Below are 16,803 nucleotides of genomic sequence, written 5' to 3' on the forward strand. Positions count from 1 at the left end.
CTCTAAAACACTTGGAAAACCGTAAGATTTTATGGCTCCACTGGTTGCAAACTACTATTTGACCTACCGCTGTAATGCCCGCTGTCATTTTTGTAACATTTGGGCTTTAGAGCCTGGAAAAGAAGCTGATTTTGAGACAATTAAGCATAATTTGAAAGATTTACGCCGCCTGGGAGTTAAGTATGTAGACTTTACGGGTGGTGAACCGCTACTGCGAAATGATGTGGGGCAGATTTATACCGAGGCAAAACGCCAAGGTTTTTATACCAGCATGACCACAAATACAATTCTGTATCCGCAGAAAGCAAAAGAAATTCAGGGGTTGGTAGACTTTTTGAATTTCTCCTTGGATGGAGCAGATGCAGAAACTCACGATCATTCTCGGGGAGTGAAGATTTTTGACAATTTGGTCGAGTCTGTAAAAATCGCCAAGTCACTGGGAGAATTCCCGGTACTTAACCATACCGTCACTGCTCAAAATTACGAACGTATTGATGAAGTAGGTGAGTTGGGTAAAAATTTGGGCGTGCGCGTCTGGCTTAACCCCGCTTTCACTGCCCACGAACACTACAATTCAAATAAAAATCCCACCCCAGAAATGGTGGCAGCTATAGAAGCTGCTGCAAAGAAATATAAAAATGTCGGGTACAATAGGGCTGCACTTGCTTTTATCGAAGCTGGGGGCAATGACACTAAAAATCCCCGCTGTAAGGCGGTAGATGCAGTCATTGCAATTTCTCCTAACGACGAACTGTTGCTACCTTGTTACCACTTTGCCCAAACCGGAATTCCCATTCAGGGACGACTCTACGAACTTTATCGCGAGTCGGAAGAGGTGGAAAAATACCGCCAATCTCAAGGTAAGCTGAAAGTGTGTGAAGGTTGCACAGTTTGGTGTTACCTGATACCCAGTTTCTTTATGGGTGTAGACAAATACTGGTGGTTGAATCAAGTAACCTATGCCAGCGAATTTCTGGCCCGAAAACGATTCTTACAACGAGCTTGATCCGCTCGATTCTCTACTTGCTGACCTATCGGTGCAAGAAGAGTTAGAGGAAGAGATATTGCCTTCTGTGTCTCTTCCATCCCGGTTTCAAGGTCGCAGACGCAAAGCCGCTCTAGTTTTGACAATGGTCTGGAGTGGCACGATCGCCCTGCATTTGGTTTCTTGGGGTTCTTTGTTCGTCCTAGGACTGACCAGTATTATTGGGCTTCACGTCCTTATGCTGGTGTTTGCTAGACCCCGCCGCACTCATGAGCAAATGCAGGGTGATTTTCCTCATGTTTCTGTGTTAGTGGCTGCCAAAAACGAGGAAGCAGTCATTGGCAAACTTGTCAAAAACCTTTGCAGCCTAGAGTATCCAGAAGAAAAATACGATGTCTGGATTATTGATGATAACAGTAGCGACAGAACACCGCAGTTGTTAGCAGAACTGGCCCAAGAATATGACCAACTAAAGATCTTGTACCGTTCACCGGGAGATGGTGGAGGCAAGTCTGGAGCATTAAATCAGGTTCTGCCACTCACAAAAGGAGAAATTTTGGCGGTGTTTGATGCAGATGCCCAGGTGTCACCAGACATGCTGTTACGAGTCATACCCTTGTTTGAACGCAAAAAAGTGGGGGCGGTGCAAGTGCGAAAAGCGATCGCCAACGCCAAAGAAAATTTTTGGACAAAGGGCCAGATGGCAGAAATGGCAGTCGATGCCTTTATACAACAGGGACGGATTGCTGTCGGTGGAATTGGCGAACTGCGCGGTAACGGTCAATTTGTGCGACGACAAGCAATTGTGAGTTGCGGCGGGTGGAATGAAGAAACCATCACCGACGATTTGGATCTGACATTGCGCTTACACCTAGACAACTGGGATATAGACTGCGTATTCTTTCCAGCAGTAGAGGAAGAAGGTGTCACAAGTGCGATCGCACTTTGGCATCAGCGCAACCGTTGGGCAGAAGGGGGATATCAGCGCTATTTAGATTACTGGGATCTAATTCTCAAAAACCGCCTGGGAACACGCAAAACCTGGGATCTGCTAGTTTTTATGCTCAGCCAATACATCTTGCCCACAGCAGCAGTACCAGATTTATTGATGGCGATCGCCCGGCATCGTCCACCCATCTTAAGTCCAATGACTGGTTTGACCGTGACAATGTCAATGGCAGGAATGTTCGCTGGTTTGGCACGGATCAGAAAACAAAAAGGATTTAATCTTTCTAGTTATTTTGTTCTCCTGTTGCAAACCTTGCGTGGCACTCTGTATATGCTCCACTGGTTAGTAGTAATCAGCAGCACCACCGCCCGGATGTCGGTACGTCCTAAACGGTTGAAATGGGTGAAAACTGTGCATACAGGAAGTAAAAATTAGTTAGTGGATAGTGGATAGTGGTTAGTAGGTAATGGGAAAGAAAAATAACAATTATTAACCACTAACTACTAACCACTAACTACCAACAATCCCTAATCATCTACTTCTACTTCATTTTCCCACTCTGATGAAGTGGTAGAGTTGGTAATTTCTGCCGCGTCATCGGCAAAGTGAATAACTTCTCCGTCGAAAAATTGTGCCAGACGTTGAGCAGCGATCGCTGCTTCATCAGTTTCCCAATCAGCTGGAGGTACGGTTGGTTGTGGTGGAGGCAATGTTTGCACCCCAGCAGTATTTGTTACTGACTCGGTTTTTGCAGTTGCCGTTTGAACTGGTTGATGAGTTTCAGCAGCAAGTGCTTGTTGCTTGCTGTAGGTAGGTGCAGGCGGTTGATGAGCACTAGGAGTAACGTTTTTAGGAACTTCTTTACTCTCATTAGCAGGAACAGCCTTTTGCTGATTGGGAACCAAGCTCACTTTATATTTTTGTTGGTAAACCTTTACAAAAGCAGCTTCTACATCCGCTAATTTGCCTTGAGCAAGTTTAATCAACTTTGGTGGAATACCTACAACAGCAACACCATCGTTTATACTTAACAAACGCCCGTGTTGGTTCAACAGAGCCTTTGCAGGTATTGGCAAAAATTCAACAACCCGCTGCCAAGTTATTTCTAGTGACTCTTGGGCAGAAGAATCTGGTTTCTCTGGTTCAGGAGAGGGAGAGTGGGAGAGTGGGGGAGTGGCGGGAGTGGGAGAATTTGGAGGAGTAGAGGAGGCGGTGTTTTGTGGGGCTTCGCCTTGTTTTAGTGAAAGTTCTGGAGTTGGAGGAGATGTGGAGATAGAAAATTTCTCCGCGTCTTTGTGTCCCGATGTCTCCGTGTCTCCATGTTTTTGTGTTCCTGTACCATTGGAGACTGGCGAAGATGGGATACGAGGGGTTGGTGAGACCGCAGGTATTGAGTGGTTCGTTGCAGATGGTTGACTGCTAATATTTGCTGAGGGCAACAATCCCAGCAATGTAACTTCTAACCATAAACGCGGCTGGGTGGTGTTCTTCAGCTGCACCTCTGTTGTTCGCAGGTGCTGTTGTCCTAGCAAAATTGTACTGATGTCCAACTGTTGGGCTAAATCAATCAGTGCTTTCCAGGTTTGGAGAGTACAAGCCACCAAATCTTGACGGCTAGGTGCGGTTTTGGCAATGAGTAAATCGCGGTAGAAAGCAGCAAGATTCTGGAGAATAATTAGAGGTTCCCTTCCCCGATCTAGGATTTTGCGAGTGCAGTCAAGAACTGCTTCTGGATTGTTGGTGGCGATCGCATTTAATAGTATCAACAAGTCCCGTTCGCTCACCGAACCCACTAAATCCCAAACTCGGTCTGGCGTGATTTCCCCAGACAATAAACTCAATTGGTCGAGCAAACTTTCCGCATCTCGCAATCCTCCCTGAGCGATTTGAGCTACCAGAGTAACGGCTTCAGGAGTGATATTGATATTTTCTTTGGAAGCGATATCACTCAAATGCTGTACCATCGCTTCTAAGGGTATCCTGCGGAAGTCGAATCGCTGACAGCGGGAAATAATTGTTGGTAGCACCCGCTGCGGGTCGGTTGTTGCCAAGACAAAAACAACGTGCTTAGGTGGTTCTTCGAGGGTCTTCAGTAGCGCATTGAACGCTGCGGTACTGAGCATATGGCATTCATCGACCACATAAACTTTGTAGCGACACTGAACAGGCGCGAATTGCGCCCTTTCTATAATTTCCCTGATATTGTCCACACCCGTATTGCTAGCGGCGTCGATTTCAATAACGTCTAAAGAGTAGCCCTTAGTAATTCCCTGACAAACATCGCACACACCGCAGGGTTCAGGAGTGGGAATGTCAGTTTTCAGACAGTTGAGCGATTTAGCAAGTATTCGGGCGCTAGAGGTTTTTCCCGTACCTCTGGGGCCTGTGAATAAATAGGCTGGCGCGATTTTAGCGGCGCGGATAGCGTTAGTGAGAGTGGTGGCGATCGCCTCTTGTCCCACCAGTTGGGCAAAACTCCTTGGGCGGTACTTATGGTGCAGCGGTTCGTAAGACATGGATTTCAATGCCTTTTTAGGTTTGGGGGTAGCACCCAATCGAGTTCGGGACTAAACCATTTTAAGTTACTGCTCTTGCTACCATGCGTCCTGAAAGTAAGCAAGAGGATTATGTGGCCAATAACATTTCTCAAGCTTGTGCCTGAGGATATGCTGCTGTATTTCAGCACTGAAAAATTAGTACTAGTGTACCATATTGTTATTAGATAAGGAAGCTTCTAATCATTATTAATCTGGACTTCTAGCTTGATTGGGTAAGGATGTAACACGTAAGAGCATAGCCTGTAGATTTTTTCCGTTTATAGGGATAACAAATTTGGCATCTGTAGATTTTAATAGATTTTCTTTAATTAAAGAGAGTTTAAAAGTGCTGTGTATATGCGCGTAGCAGCTTGTCGTAGACCTCGCTACAATCTTAGGGTAAACAAAGCTCAAGGGTGCCGGAGGGAGATGCTCAAACGGCTCATTCAATGGCTAAAAAGTTTTTTTCAACGCTTGTTTGGCACAAAACAGGCTCCAGTAGTTGGAGGCGATATTCAAAAACCACCGCCTCCACCCCTAAATGATACCGATCTAGAATTTCTTTTTACTGAACTGTTAGAAGGAGTATATCAGGCACGAGGACAACAATGGGCGATCAAGTGGCTACGCAACATTGAGGATCGTGTCCCTAAAGAACGGTGGGTGGAGTGGTTGCAGCGCTTTGGTGAAAGATTGTTAGCATCACCTACACCCAACAACGAATTAGCTTCTCGCATGGTGCAGCTAGGTGAGTTAGAAATCGGGGAAGTGGGAGATGTTGCCTATGATATTGGAATGCAGCTGTTGAGGCGCAACCAGGGAGAGCCAATATGGGATTATGCAGGTCCAGATGCTCAAGCAACAAATTTTGCAACTTTCCAACAAAATACCTTTGCTTCAGAACAAGGCAACTTAGAAGCTTTTCAGTCTAGCCAAAATTCTCAAGATGCAGAAGGCGTGCAAAATCTTCCAGAAGGTGAATATCAAACTATCACTCTGGATGAGTTGCTTGTGCTGATGCAGCAAGATGAGAATTTACGCCAGCTCGTTGCCCAGCAACTGGGAATTGAGACAGACGATCCGCAATTGATTATCCAAGGATTGATCGATCAATTTCATGCTGCTAATCAATCAACCACAGAGCAAGGGTAATGTGCTGCGCTCCTTGCGAGCGCAGTTGAATATTTTAAGAATTAATGGTTTTTACAAGGTATAAGTTTTGGTTGTTCTAAGTACGGCTTTGCGTAAAAGAGTCGCGATTTGAAACGCTCCAGGCTCGCGGAGGTAAACGCACCAGGGACGCAGAGTCTTGGTAAAGGAATTTCGCACGCGAAGTTATGCAATGTTGTACTAAGCGCTATTCATATCGCCACTTCAATTAAGAAATAAAAATTTTGAACTAAAGCAAAAAGCGATCGCACAGTTTGTCTGTGCAGGCGATCGCCATGAATATATTTTACAAATTATGAATGCCAATCTTGATCGATCCAAGGTTAAAACCTGGGTTGGTAAAACTTGCATTGGCAATTATGTATGTTATACACTTGACCATCACTGAGATAATAGTTATAAATTTTAGACCTGTAGTCTAATATAATTTACGCAAATTGTAATTATAAAGATTACCAATTTTCTCTGTAAAGATTATATCGGTTTTTACGTAAGCGATGATTTTTTTAAGACATCGATCGCTAAAATCTATATGAAAAACATCCAAGAGTTCCCCAAATGCTCAAGTGGCTTTTACAGTGGCTGAAAAGGTTTTGGAAATTCCCCTTTGACGGGAAGCAGACTGCTTATCAGGAGGCTGTGGCAGGTGATCGGGTGGTACAGCAGCCACCTGAGTTGACGAACGCGGATTTGGAATTTTTGTTTACCCAGCTGCTGGAAGGCGTATATCAGGCGCGAGGGCATCACTGGGCGGTCAAGTATTTACAACGGATGGAACATCGTATTAGTGTTGAGCGTTGGATCGAATGGCTTTTGGACTTTGGCGAACGATTGCTGACTTCACCCGCACCAAATAATCACTTGGCAGAGAGGATGATGCAACTGGGTGAGTTGGAGATCGGCACAATTGGAGAGCTTGCTTATGATATTGGCATACGACTTTTAACGCGGAACTTAGGCGAAGAATATTGGGAAACTGACGCAGAAGCCTTTGAAACTCCAGCATCTGTACCGATTACTGTTCCTCCCCCAAAAACAGAATCACAGCAAAACTTTCAGGAATGGAACTCAGAAAATTCAGACCGGGATGGGAAAATGACTGCATCATCCCTATCTGATACTCCTGGGATAGATTTGATACGTAATCTAGGTGAACTGTTATGGGAAGCTGAAGAAGAAATTGTAGTAAGTAAAACATCTAAAAGTTTTATTCCTTACTCAGAGAATGTAAAGGAGAATACTTTAGCGATCGCACCTACAAGTTTCATTACCCCCTTAGAAGCAGTAAAGGAAAATACTGCCACTACTCCTACAAACTTTATTGATCCTTGGCAAGAGGAAGAATATGCTTGGGTAAAAGAAAGTTTGCCAACAACAGCATTAGATGAGCCTTGGACAAATTTCCCACCAGTTACAGAAACCACACTAGATGATTTATTGGTGAGGTTAGAACAGAGTACTAATCTAGTGCAGCAAATAGCTGTTGGGCTAGGGATTCAAACCACCGATCCGCATGACATCATTGAAGCACTGAGCAATCAATCGAATGCCAATAGTGCCCAACCAGAAGATTGGTTTTACCAAGGTCTGCAACAAGCTAAGATTGGTGATTTATCAGGAGCACTCATATCTTATGACAAAGCTATAGAAATGCGTCCTGATGCTTATGAGTATTGGTTTAATCGGGGTTTGACACTCTTTTATTTAGGAAATTTTACCGAAGCGATCGCCTCTTACGATCGAGCCATTGAGATTAAACCCGACTTTTATAAAGGATGGTACAACAGAGGCGCGGCACTGGGTGAATTAGGAAACTTTGCCGAAGCGATCGCCTCGTTTGATGCCACTTTAAAATTGAAAGGCGATTACCACGAAGCTTGGTCTGGAAGAGGTTTGATGCAGTTGAAGCTAGGTGATTGGGTTGAGGCTGTTTCCTGTTTCGACGCCTCACTGGAATTGCAACCCCACGATCCAGAAAATTGGTATTTGCGAGGAATGGCGCTGGCTGAAGGTGGGCAAAATCATGATGCGATCGCCTCCTATGACCAAGCCCTCGAATTTAATCCCGAGTTTGATTTAGCTTGGTATAGGCGGGGAGTATCACAATTTCATCTAGGTAGTTGGGAAGAAGCGATCGCCAATTACCGTCAAGCCATTGCAATTAACCCTGAATGTTATGAAGCTTGGTATGCTTTAGCAGGTGCAACAGAGAAATTAGGCAACAAGGAAGATGCGATCGCAGCTTACGATCGCGCCACACACATTAAACCCGATTTCCATGAAGTTTGGATTGACCGGGGTGTACTGCTAGCGAGTTTAGGACAATGGGAAAATGCGATCGTCTCTTGGGACAAAGCGATCGCGATCAATCGCAATTTCTATTTAACCTGGTTCAACCGGGGTGTGGCGTTAGACAATTTAGGACGCCGGGAAGAAGCACTCGCCTCTTATGACAAAGCGATAGAAATTAATCCTGATTTCTACCTAGCTTGGTATAACCGAGGTGTAGCACAGTTTTATTTAGGACGATTTGAAGAAGCGATCGCCTCTTACGATAGCGCTTTGCAAATTAAACCAGACTACTGGGAAGCTTGGCTAGGTAGAGGGAATGCTGCTGGGAATGCAATTGCATCTGAATGGCAGATGAGTATGTTCAGTGCTATAACTACCGGCAATCACGCCCTGAACGAGCGCGGCGATCGTGGTAAATTGACAAGTTATCAGGAAGGGTTGAAATATATTAGCCAATACACCCACCCAGAAGGTTGGGGTAGATTGCATATAGCGATTGGTAATGCTTATTACGATCAAGGTAAAAGACATCCTACACCTCGGTATCATTGGCTACAAGCTGCAACTGCATACGAACAAGCGCTTTTAACCCTGACAGCAGAAGCATTTCCTTTGTTGCATCTGGAAGTTTTGCAAAATCTGATCAAAACGCTTGTGGTTTTGGGAGAAACAGCACAAGCACAACATTACCAGCAACACGGCACCTATTTATTGGAAAGCTTGTTAAATGAAACCACTCGCAGTGATGAAAGTAAAAAACAACTGGCTTTAAAATTTGCGGGCTTGAGACAGTTAGCAGTTGATATAGATATGCAGTGCGGAGAATTGGCACAAGGCTGGGAAATTGCCGAATACGGTAAAAATGCCTGTTTAACTTGGCTACTTTATGGTTGGAAAGATGAAATTGTCTCACCTAGCTACACCGAAGTTCACCAACTACTCAATCCCACAACCGCAATAGTTTACTGGCATATCAGCCCTTGCACTCTCCGTACTTTTGTGATTAAGTACAAATCGCCAGAACCAATCCCCATCTTTACACCCATACTCAATTTTTCCTCTATTGATGAATTGCCTGTACCTGAAGCAGTAGCACGCTTAATTGAATTTGAAGATTGGGTAGAACAATGGAATCAACAATACCAGGAATATCGCAGCTTAACAGAAGACGAACAAAACAAAAGCAAGCATTCCTGGCACTTGGACATGGAACAAAGGCTTCTGCAACTCCAGAATATCCTCAACATCTCTGCGGTAATACAGGAACTCGAAGACATCACCCACCTGATTTTAATTCCCCACCGGGACTTGCACAGATTTCCTCTTCATGCCCTTTTCCACTTGTGTTATTCCTATCAAAAAGAATTGCCAAATGCAGATAATTTCATCATCACCTACCTACCAAGCGCTCGAATTGGGTTATCTCTGAAATCAGAACCTATAGAAAAGATAGACGAAAAACTCCTGTTGAGTGTCGAACAACCCAACATCTCAAGCTATCCCAAACTGAAATTTACCAAAATTGAAGCGGAAGTTATTTGCCAGATGTTCGATAATTCTCAACGCATCCAAGAATCACAAGTTGCTAAACAGCAAGTGGAAAATGCTCTATTTAATGATTACAATATATTTCATTTTATCGGGCAATTAACTGATAATTTGAGTCAGCCAGATCAATCAGAATTAGTATTAACAAATGAAGAGAAAATTACTCTGGCAGAAATTTGGGCAAATTCGCTGCTAAGTTACAAACTAATTACCATTTCAGGTGGTGAAACTCCTGTAACTTCTCCCCAATCTCTCTCCACGGAGTATGTGGGTTTAGTCAGTGGTTTGCTCACTCTGGGAATTCCTCATATAGTAAGCAGCCTGTGGACTGTAGAATCAGCTGCTAGTACCTTGGTAATGATAGAGTTTTATCGAAGAATTAAACTCAATCAATCAGTAACTACTGCCCTAGCAGAAGCAATAGCATGGCTCAAAGAATTAACTGCTGATGAGCTAACAAAATGGTACAAAGATTTACTCCATCAATTGCCTCAAGAAGGATTAAGAATTAAAGCGCATTTAGCAACAGAGATGTATAGAAGTAGTCAAATGCCAGCAGATAAAAAGGTTTACAATCACCCTTACTATTGGGCAGGATTCAAGGTGACAGGGAATATTAGTTAATATTTGTCATTGATCATTATCTTTGATTTTTCACCAGCTTGGTGGAGTTGGTGGTTCTGGCAATAGCTTGATCTGATAGAGTTTACCTCTTTTGGCGCGGAGTAACGAGAATGGTAGGCTTTGTCGACGACGATGAAGTGCCACTTTGCGACTCTGGAATTTGCTCAGAATTACCTGCTTCTTGGTTATAATCCAAAATCTGATTTTGGTTCCAAATGTTATTTAAGGTTTGGATAAATGGGACGCTACCAGTATCAACAGCGATAGAAATTGCATTCAGCTTACTTAATGATAAGTTTGTAGCACTAATGATTTCCTTCAGAGATATTCCATTTTTAGTAGGAGAAATCTGGTTCACCTCCAAGTTACTATTAGAAGATGGTAATTTTGCATTCGCACTAGGGGAAAGTTGGCTTGTGCCTGTATTTGTAACAGGAGTTAGTTCGGTAACAAGTTGAGTAAGAACTTTGTTTTCTAATTCAACATATGCTAGATAAAGTCCAGAATTATCTCTTATGTTTCTTTCGTATTGAAATACCGCTACTAAAGCTCCAGAAAATAGAGCGCAACCTGAAGATACGACGAAAATATTGATAATATAATTATTTGCATCCTTCCATCCTTTTCGGCTGATATCGAAAAGACACCCTACCGCTAATAACGCTAAGATTGATGCTGTGAAGGTTGAGCTAAATAACCATTGAGAATAGTCTATTGCAACTCGAATATGACTCTTGGCTCTATCCTTAATGCTTTTAAGTATATCTTCAAGCCTCTGTATTTCAACATCTGAGGCTCCATAAGAAATCAAGTATTTTTTTATGTTGGATATTTGATTAATATCGTTGTTGCCACTTCCTTCATTCTTTTCCCATTGTGGCGAATACTTTAGATGCTTAGTCCATTCTTGAGTTACATTCTTTGAGTATTGCAGTGATAAGCACACAATTGTTCCAGCTACAGCTATAAGTGATATTGACAAAAAAACGTGCTTGATAACTGGAGATGTTTGTTTTGATAAATTAGAGAAAAACTCTAGCAAATCTAAGTAGCAATTTAGTAGAAAATCAAAAAATTTATTCTGCCTTTTTTTCTTTGGAATATTGTTACGAATTTCTGTAGAAAATTGCGACAAGAATATGTATAGCATTAACCACTGCATATTCTCATGAACAGCTTTATCTGATTGATGCACAAGGCTTTCTAATTTTTTATCTGCCATCTCAATAACCTCAGCATTGTTCAATATAAAAAGATAATTATGTTACAATTTATTACAGTGTTTAGGCTTTCCAATCACTCACCTAAAACTTCTCTGCCTTCTAACCTAAATACACATTGCTAGCTTTACGCTACCAGCAATAATGTGAGGAACTTGTGAAGATCGTAGAAGCTACAAAAAAACCTAGGGACGGCACGAAGGTTGTTAGTTGAGTTAGTTCAAAGACTAACAAAAGATAAACGAGTATCTTTACACAGATCTGGCATTTGGGAAACCCTTAAGTACAGTTGCGATCGCCTTAGTCGCCCTAGAATAAATAAAATTGCAAAAATCATCCGGCTTACCTAGGTAAATCAGCAATCCGTGCTGTATGTGCTGTATACTTAGAAAATGCAAAAAATGCTCAAATCCTCATAATTTGGTACTCCTATGATTCGCAAACCCTTTGTAACCCTTTCTTAAGTAAAAACAGTTACTAAAATGCTGCTTTACTGCTGTGCAATTGGGTATAGCAGTTTTACTTGGGTTACGAGGCTTTTTTGTGTCAATTAATGCCAGCGAATCTGTGTGAGATAAAATTATGAGTCAGGTGATTGTAGTCCACTTCGCAGATTTCCATTTTGATTATTACAGCATCATTCCTCACCAAACCAAGTCCCAATTATTAATGCTAGCTACTGAAAATGGCTGGACTTTGCCCCATTTTGTACCTTATGAGCATCACTTTGGGGTTGTGGAACACAAATACAACCAGCTTTAGAAGACAGTTACTAGCTGGAGAATGATGAAGAAATCTTTTGCAAAAAATGCTTAACTTCTTTTGGTTCACGGAGAATAATAACTTCCTTGTTTGGTGCAAGCTGGTTAATTTTCTCTAGGATAACTGGACGACGAGTGATAGGGTACATCCATATCCATCTCACAAACTCCCAGGTTAATCGTTCTGGACAACCTGTTGACATATCGGGTCGAGACTTTCCGGCATAGTGCCAACGTCGCTTAATAACTCGCAATAGACAGAGAAAGCGCGGAAAATCTAAAAAAATAACTGTGTCCGCAGCCGATAGGCGAATATCCAGGGTACTCCCGTAGTTTCCGTCCAAAATCCAAGACTGCCGCTGAGTCAAATCTTCTATAATACGCTGCCATTCAGGTTTTGGAGTTTCAACCCAGCCTGGATGCCAGTATAAAGCGTCTAAGTGAATCACTTCTAAATCCAGAATATCTCCCAGTTGGCGAGCAAGGGTAGATTTTCCAGCACCTCCAGAACCGATAATCATGATTTTCTTCACTTTAGTGCTTGCTCCTTTCTTCTGAAATAGAACTCTAAAGCCATAGCACTGAAAATACAATGCTTTTACTAACTTTAATAGCTTCCACAAAAATGGTTTCTGCTTGGAATACCTACCAAAACGAGTTTTAACTTTGAGCGCAAGAATCGGATAGAAACTTATCTGTAAATAAGTCTAATCTGGTCTCATTCACAAAAATAAATGAGGCGAAGAAAATGCAGAAACTCTCAATGGGTATTTCAGAGTGGATACTTCTCGTCATGCTGTCAGTATTGTGGGGTGGATCTTTCTTTTTCACTAAAATTGCTCTTGAGGAACTATCACCATTGACATTAGTTTTGGGCAGAGTTTCTTTGGCTGCGATCGCACTTACTTCCTTTGTCTTTCTCAACGGAAAACGAATGCCTGTTTCTCCTAACTTATGGCGTGAATTTCTAGTAATGGGTGCTTTAAATAACCTGATACCATTTAACCTGATTGTTTGGGGGCAAACTCAAATCGATAGTAGCCTTGCTGCGATTCTCAACGCCACAACACCTGTGTTTACAACTGTGCTAGCTCACTTTCTAACTCCAGATGAGCGTCTGACGCCTAACCGTCTCATTGGAGTTTTGTTAGGATTGTGTGGCGTGATTGTGTTACTTGGATTAAAAGCGCTGCATGGACTGAGTCTTTTTAGTCTGGGACAATTTGCTATTCTAGGTGCTGCTTGTTCTTATGGCTGTGCGGGTATATACGGCCGTCGTTTCCAGGAATTGTCACCTAGTATTGCCGCAGCAGGAATGCTCACTAGCACAGCAGTAATAATGTTACCACTAGCACTCATTTTAGAAAGACCGTGGGATTTGAGGATTAGTGGCGTTAGTTGGGGTGCTGTATTAGCATTAGGGTTGTTTAGTACCGCGATCGCCTACTTAATTTATTTCCGTATACTTACTGTAGCGGGTGCAACTAACCTCTTGCTAGTTACCTTCTTGATTCCAATCAGCGCGCTCTTACTCGGTATATTTATTCTCGGTGAGCGTCTAGATTGCCATGCTTTTGCAGGTATGATATTCATCTTCACAGGTCTTGCTGCGATTGATGGAAGAATTTTCTCTAAAATTTGGCGACGTTATTAGATTTCCCTATATTTCGTAGCATTGTCAAGAAGATTTTGGTAGGGTGTATCATAGTTTGCCTATCACACCATTGATAAGATAATTTGTGCGTTGAAGAGAATTATCTAAAACACATTTTTAAGCGGAGAGCAATTGTGAGCCAAATTATAAAGCAATCGAATCAATTCAACATCATTCAAGCAAATTCTACCTACATTGAAGTTGTGGCTCCTCTCTTTGATAGCTACCGACAGTTTTATGGAGAAGCTTCAGACTTAACACAGGCTTATGATTTTCTGCTAAAAAGATTAATGAAAGAAGAGTCTGTAATTTTTATCGCCATTGTTCAGAATATAAATGGTATTGAAAGTCTAGGTTTTACTCAACTTTATCCTTCATTTTCCTCTGTCTCTATGCAGAAAATTTGGATATTGAATGATTTATTTGTGCTGCCACAAGTGAGAAATCAGGGTATTGCTACAGCACTCTTAAATACTGCGAAAACGTTTGCTCTTGAAACAAAAGCAAAACGGCTGATTCTGGCGACAGCAATTAATAACTATCCAGCTCAAAGATTATATGAAAAAGCTGGTTTCAGTAAAGATGAAGCATTTTATCACTACCAGTTTAATCTTTAGTATTCTCATTTGTATATACACTTATTTTTGCAAGACTCCCAATATTTAATGAACTAAATTTCTAGGCGGATCTTGGTGCATAAGGGGACGCAAACCATTTAAACCAGCAGCAATCGCCGAACCATTGTGAACAACTGTAGCTGCTAATGGGTGCAATCCCACCGTTGTTGCTAGTCCCAAAGCTGCTAGGTTAGGAATTACTGCCAAACCAACATTTTGCTGAATGACTGCCTTGGTTTGGCGGGCGATCGCAATTGCCTCTAAAAAACTGGTTAAGTTATTATCCATGAGGACAACATCAGCTGTTTCCCTTGCCACATCAGAACCAGTACCAAAGGAGATGGAAACATCAGCATAAGAAAGAGCCACTGAATCATTTAAGCCATCACCCGTAAATGCCACAGTTTTACCTGATTCATGTAGTTTCCGGATAATTTCGGCTTTTTGTTCTGGAAATGCCTCGGCATGGACTCTCGACAGAGGAATGCCAAGTTCGTGAGCAACAGCGATCGCCCTTTGCTGGCTATCTCCTGTTAGCAGATGAATTTCCATACCGTATGCAGTTTGCAATTTTTGGATGACTGCCGAACTTTCTGGACGGAGTGGATCTGTGTAAGAAATTACTCCTTGAAGTTCACGATCAACTCCAACATATAGTAAAGAATCATGGGCAGAAATACGGCAATTCAGCTGGTAAGGACAATCGGCTTCGTTGCAGGGATGTGGTTCATAAAGACAGTCGAGGGGAATGCCACACTGATGTAAAAAGCGATCGCTCCCCACTACAACCTGTTTGCCATCAATCTCAGCCTGCACACCCAAACCAATTTCATACACCCATTCCTGGCGTGGCAGAATTTCTACACTTTGTTTTTCGGCATAGCGCACCACTGCTTCAGCAACGGGGTGAGTCAGGCGTTGTTCGGCGGCGGCTGCTAGTTCTAACAGTCTGTGGGCAGACATTCTTCCTGCCACTGTTTCCACCTGCACAACCTCGATATCTCCTTTAGTTAAAGTGCCTGTCTTATCAAAGACTAGAGTATCTACCTGTGCCAATTTTTCTAAAGCGCGACCACTACGGATGAGAACTCCGTGTCTTGTGGCATGATGCAATGCTGCCAAGAAGGTTGTGGGCAGAGAAACGCGAATGCCGGTAACAAAGTCGAGAGTGAGAATAGATGCGGCTCTTGCAGGATTGCGGGTTGCAGCTAAGACAATGCCAGCAAAAATCAGTGCAGGCACTATTGCTTTGTCAGCAACAGTGGCTGCGTAATTCCCCATCCGCGTATCGTAAACGGGAGCCTGTTGCACTAACTCGATACTTGCTCCTGCACGGGTAGCAATGCCTACACGTTCGGTGAGGATGTAAATTTCTCCTTCACGGACTAAGGTTGAGGCATAAACCGACTGCCCTGCCTTACACACAACTGGCATAGATTCGCCGGTAAGTTTTTGCTGGTCGATCAAAGCTGTACCATGCAGGATTTGACCATCTACGGGAATTTGCTCACCTGGATAGACTATGACTGTATCTCCAGGCTTAACTTCTGTTGCTCGAATATGTTTTTTCTGACCATTTGGTTGTTCTACCCAAGCATAATGCCCCAAAGATTCGAGTAAATCCGCAGCACGATTGTGGGATACTCGTGCTGTGCGATCGCGGATTGTATCTCCAATTTCATGCAGTGTCATTACCAAAGCTGGCGTGAGTAAATTGCCTTGGGCAGAAGTTAAGGCGATCGCAATCAAATCCAGGCAATCTATATTTAATTTTTGTTCTTTGGTGATGCTGGTATAAGCACGTTTAGCGATTGGTAAAGCGGCAAGTGCCACAGTTGCAGCGATGATTGCTCTCGGAATTGGAAATCCCAAACCTAGTAAAGCCAAAATAGCAGCAAAAGCAGGTAATTTCACCTCATTATCTTCTTTTTTCTCTGCTTTAGCTTTTGGTTTTTGAATTTTATCTGTTCCCCTATGGGGGTCTAAAACCTCATCCCAAACCCCCTGTTGCCTGTTGCCTGTTGCCTGTTCCCTTTTAATTTGCCTTGCCTCTTGAATCAAGCGCACTAGATACGCTTGCATTAACTGATTTCCGACGCAACTATCAGATAATTGATAACTAATAGCAATAGAAGCTGCTTGCCGATTGAGGCGCACTCCCATCACCCGACTATCTGATTCCAGCAAATGAAGCAAGTTATCAGCATAATCAGGGTCATAAGTTAGCAAGGGAACCCGAAATCTCACCCGTCCTGGAATTGCATGCACTACATGATAATTGATGCCAGCATCAATTTCTTGCTTCTGAAGTGTTGCTTGCTTACCTGTTTCTGACTTGATGGCGATCGTCATTATATGATTTCCCCCTCGCTGTTTTGTGGCGATTTCATAGGTGGGAATTCATCCGTTAGGGATTTAAATATCCCACTGACAAACTAATTCATGG

11 protein-coding genes are annotated in these 16,803 nt (G+C 42.7%); 7 read left to right on the top strand and 4 right to left on the bottom strand.

All coding sequences use genetic code 11. The features are described 5' to 3' along the window. Positions 1-31 precede the first annotated feature (31 nt). Both FIS9605_RS0103610 and FIS9605_RS0103615 read left to right on the top strand, forming a co-directional pair. On the top strand, positions 32-1,006 hold the full coding sequence (locus FIS9605_RS0103610) for a radical SAM protein (protein WP_026731361.1): 975 nt from the start codon (positions 32-34) through the stop codon (positions 1,004-1,006). After that, the gene (locus FIS9605_RS0103615) at positions 960-2,369 is read left to right on the top strand and encodes a glycosyltransferase (RefSeq protein WP_026731362.1); all 1,410 of its coding nucleotides are present in this window, start codon (positions 960-962) and stop codon (positions 2,367-2,369) included. The genes FIS9605_RS0103610 and FIS9605_RS0103615 overlap by 47 nt, the downstream gene beginning before the upstream one ends. Before the next feature lie 92 nt (positions 2,370-2,461). Here FIS9605_RS0103615 and FIS9605_RS0103620 read toward each other — a convergent pair whose 3' ends face one another. Then, positions 2,462-4,450, bottom strand: a complete 1,989-nt coding sequence (locus tag FIS9605_RS0103620; RefSeq protein ID WP_026731363.1) for a DNA polymerase III subunit gamma/tau — start codon at positions 4,448-4,450, stop codon at positions 2,462-2,464. 450 nt (positions 4,451-4,900) lie between these two features. On the opposite strand from FIS9605_RS0103620, the gene FIS9605_RS0103625 reads away from it, so the two are divergent. Together FIS9605_RS0103625 and FIS9605_RS0103630 are read left to right on the top strand one after the other, a co-directional pair. Further along, positions 4,901-5,623, top strand: coding sequence for a hypothetical protein (locus tag FIS9605_RS0103625; RefSeq protein WP_026731364.1), 723 nt, complete (start codon positions 4,901-4,903; stop codon positions 5,621-5,623). Between the two features lie 576 nt (positions 5,624-6,199). Continuing rightward, positions 6,200-10,105 (top strand): tetratricopeptide repeat protein, encoded by a 3,906-nt coding sequence (locus FIS9605_RS0103630; protein WP_026731365.1) that lies wholly within the window; start codon positions 6,200-6,202, stop codon positions 10,103-10,105. Positions 10,106-10,187: 82 nt separating this feature from the next. Here FIS9605_RS0103630 and FIS9605_RS0103635 read toward each other — a convergent pair whose 3' ends face one another. After that, positions 10,188-11,327, bottom strand: coding sequence for a hypothetical protein (locus tag FIS9605_RS0103635; RefSeq protein WP_026731366.1), 1,140 nt, complete (start codon positions 11,325-11,327; stop codon positions 10,188-10,190). A 580-nt stretch (positions 11,328-11,907) separates the two neighbouring features. Between FIS9605_RS0103635 and FIS9605_RS0103640 the strand changes: the two genes are divergently transcribed. Then, positions 11,908-12,087 carry a hypothetical protein gene (locus tag FIS9605_RS0103640; RefSeq protein WP_026731367.1) on the top strand — a complete coding sequence of 60 codons (180 nt, stop codon included), beginning with the start codon at positions 11,908-11,910 and terminating at the stop codon, positions 12,085-12,087. Positions 12,088-12,097: 10 nt separating this feature from the next. On the opposite strand, the gene FIS9605_RS0103645 is transcribed toward FIS9605_RS0103640, so the two are convergent. Then, on the bottom strand, positions 12,098-12,607 hold the full coding sequence (locus FIS9605_RS0103645) for a DNA topology modulation protein (protein ID WP_231510227.1): 510 nt from the start codon (positions 12,605-12,607) through the stop codon (positions 12,098-12,100). Between the two features lie 227 nt (positions 12,608-12,834). On the opposite strand from FIS9605_RS0103645, the gene FIS9605_RS0103650 reads away from it, so the two are divergent. Then, positions 12,835-13,740, top strand: coding sequence for a DMT family transporter (locus FIS9605_RS0103650; RefSeq protein ID WP_231510228.1), 906 nt, complete (start codon positions 12,835-12,837; stop codon positions 13,738-13,740). A 134-nt stretch (positions 13,741-13,874) separates the two neighbouring features. After that, entirely contained in the window at positions 13,875-14,357 is a 483-nt protein-coding gene (locus FIS9605_RS0103655; RefSeq protein WP_231510229.1) for a GNAT family N-acetyltransferase, read from the top strand. Positions 14,358-14,402: 45 nt separating this feature from the next. Here FIS9605_RS0103655 and FIS9605_RS0103660 read toward each other — a convergent pair whose 3' ends face one another. Continuing rightward, complete coding sequence (locus FIS9605_RS0103660; protein WP_026731371.1) at positions 14,403-16,709, bottom strand: heavy metal translocating P-type ATPase; 2,307 nt, start codon at positions 16,707-16,709, stop codon at positions 14,403-14,405. Positions 16,710-16,803 lie beyond the last annotated feature (94 nt).

The organism is Fischerella sp. PCC 9605, from assembly GCF_000517105.1.
Taxonomy (GTDB): domain Bacteria; phylum Cyanobacteriota; class Cyanobacteriia; order Cyanobacteriales; family Nostocaceae; genus PCC9605.

Excerpts from the sequence above, each read along its gene's own strand:
- FIS9605_RS0103610 (WP_026731361.1), top strand. The coding sequence starts at position 32 with ATGGCTCCACTGGTTGCAAACTACTATTTGACCTACCGCTGTAATGCC.
- FIS9605_RS0103635 (WP_026731366.1), bottom strand. The coding sequence starts at position 11,327 with ATGGCAGATAAAAAATTAGAAAGCCTTGTGCATCAATCAGATAAAGCT.
- FIS9605_RS0103620 (WP_026731363.1), bottom strand. The coding sequence starts at position 4,450 with ATGTCTTACGAACCGCTGCACCATAAGTACCGCCCAAGGAGTTTTGCC.
- FIS9605_RS0103630 (WP_026731365.1), top strand. The coding sequence starts at position 6,200 with ATGCTCAAGTGGCTTTTACAGTGGCTGAAAAGGTTTTGGAAATTCCCC.
- FIS9605_RS0103625 (WP_026731364.1), top strand. The coding sequence starts at position 4,901 with ATGCTCAAACGGCTCATTCAATGGCTAAAAAGTTTTTTTCAACGCTTG.
- FIS9605_RS0103660 (WP_026731371.1), bottom strand. The coding sequence starts at position 16,709 with ATGACGATCGCCATCAAGTCAGAAACAGGTAAGCAAGCAACACTTCAG.
- FIS9605_RS0103615 (WP_026731362.1), top strand. The coding sequence starts at position 960 with ATGCCAGCGAATTTCTGGCCCGAAAACGATTCTTACAACGAGCTTGAT.
- FIS9605_RS0103640 (WP_026731367.1), top strand. The coding sequence starts at position 11,908 with ATGAGTCAGGTGATTGTAGTCCACTTCGCAGATTTCCATTTTGATTAT.
- FIS9605_RS0103650 (WP_231510228.1), top strand. The coding sequence starts at position 12,835 with ATGCAGAAACTCTCAATGGGTATTTCAGAGTGGATACTTCTCGTCATG.
- FIS9605_RS0103645 (WP_231510227.1), bottom strand. The coding sequence starts at position 12,607 with ATGATTATCGGTTCTGGAGGTGCTGGAAAATCTACCCTTGCTCGCCAA.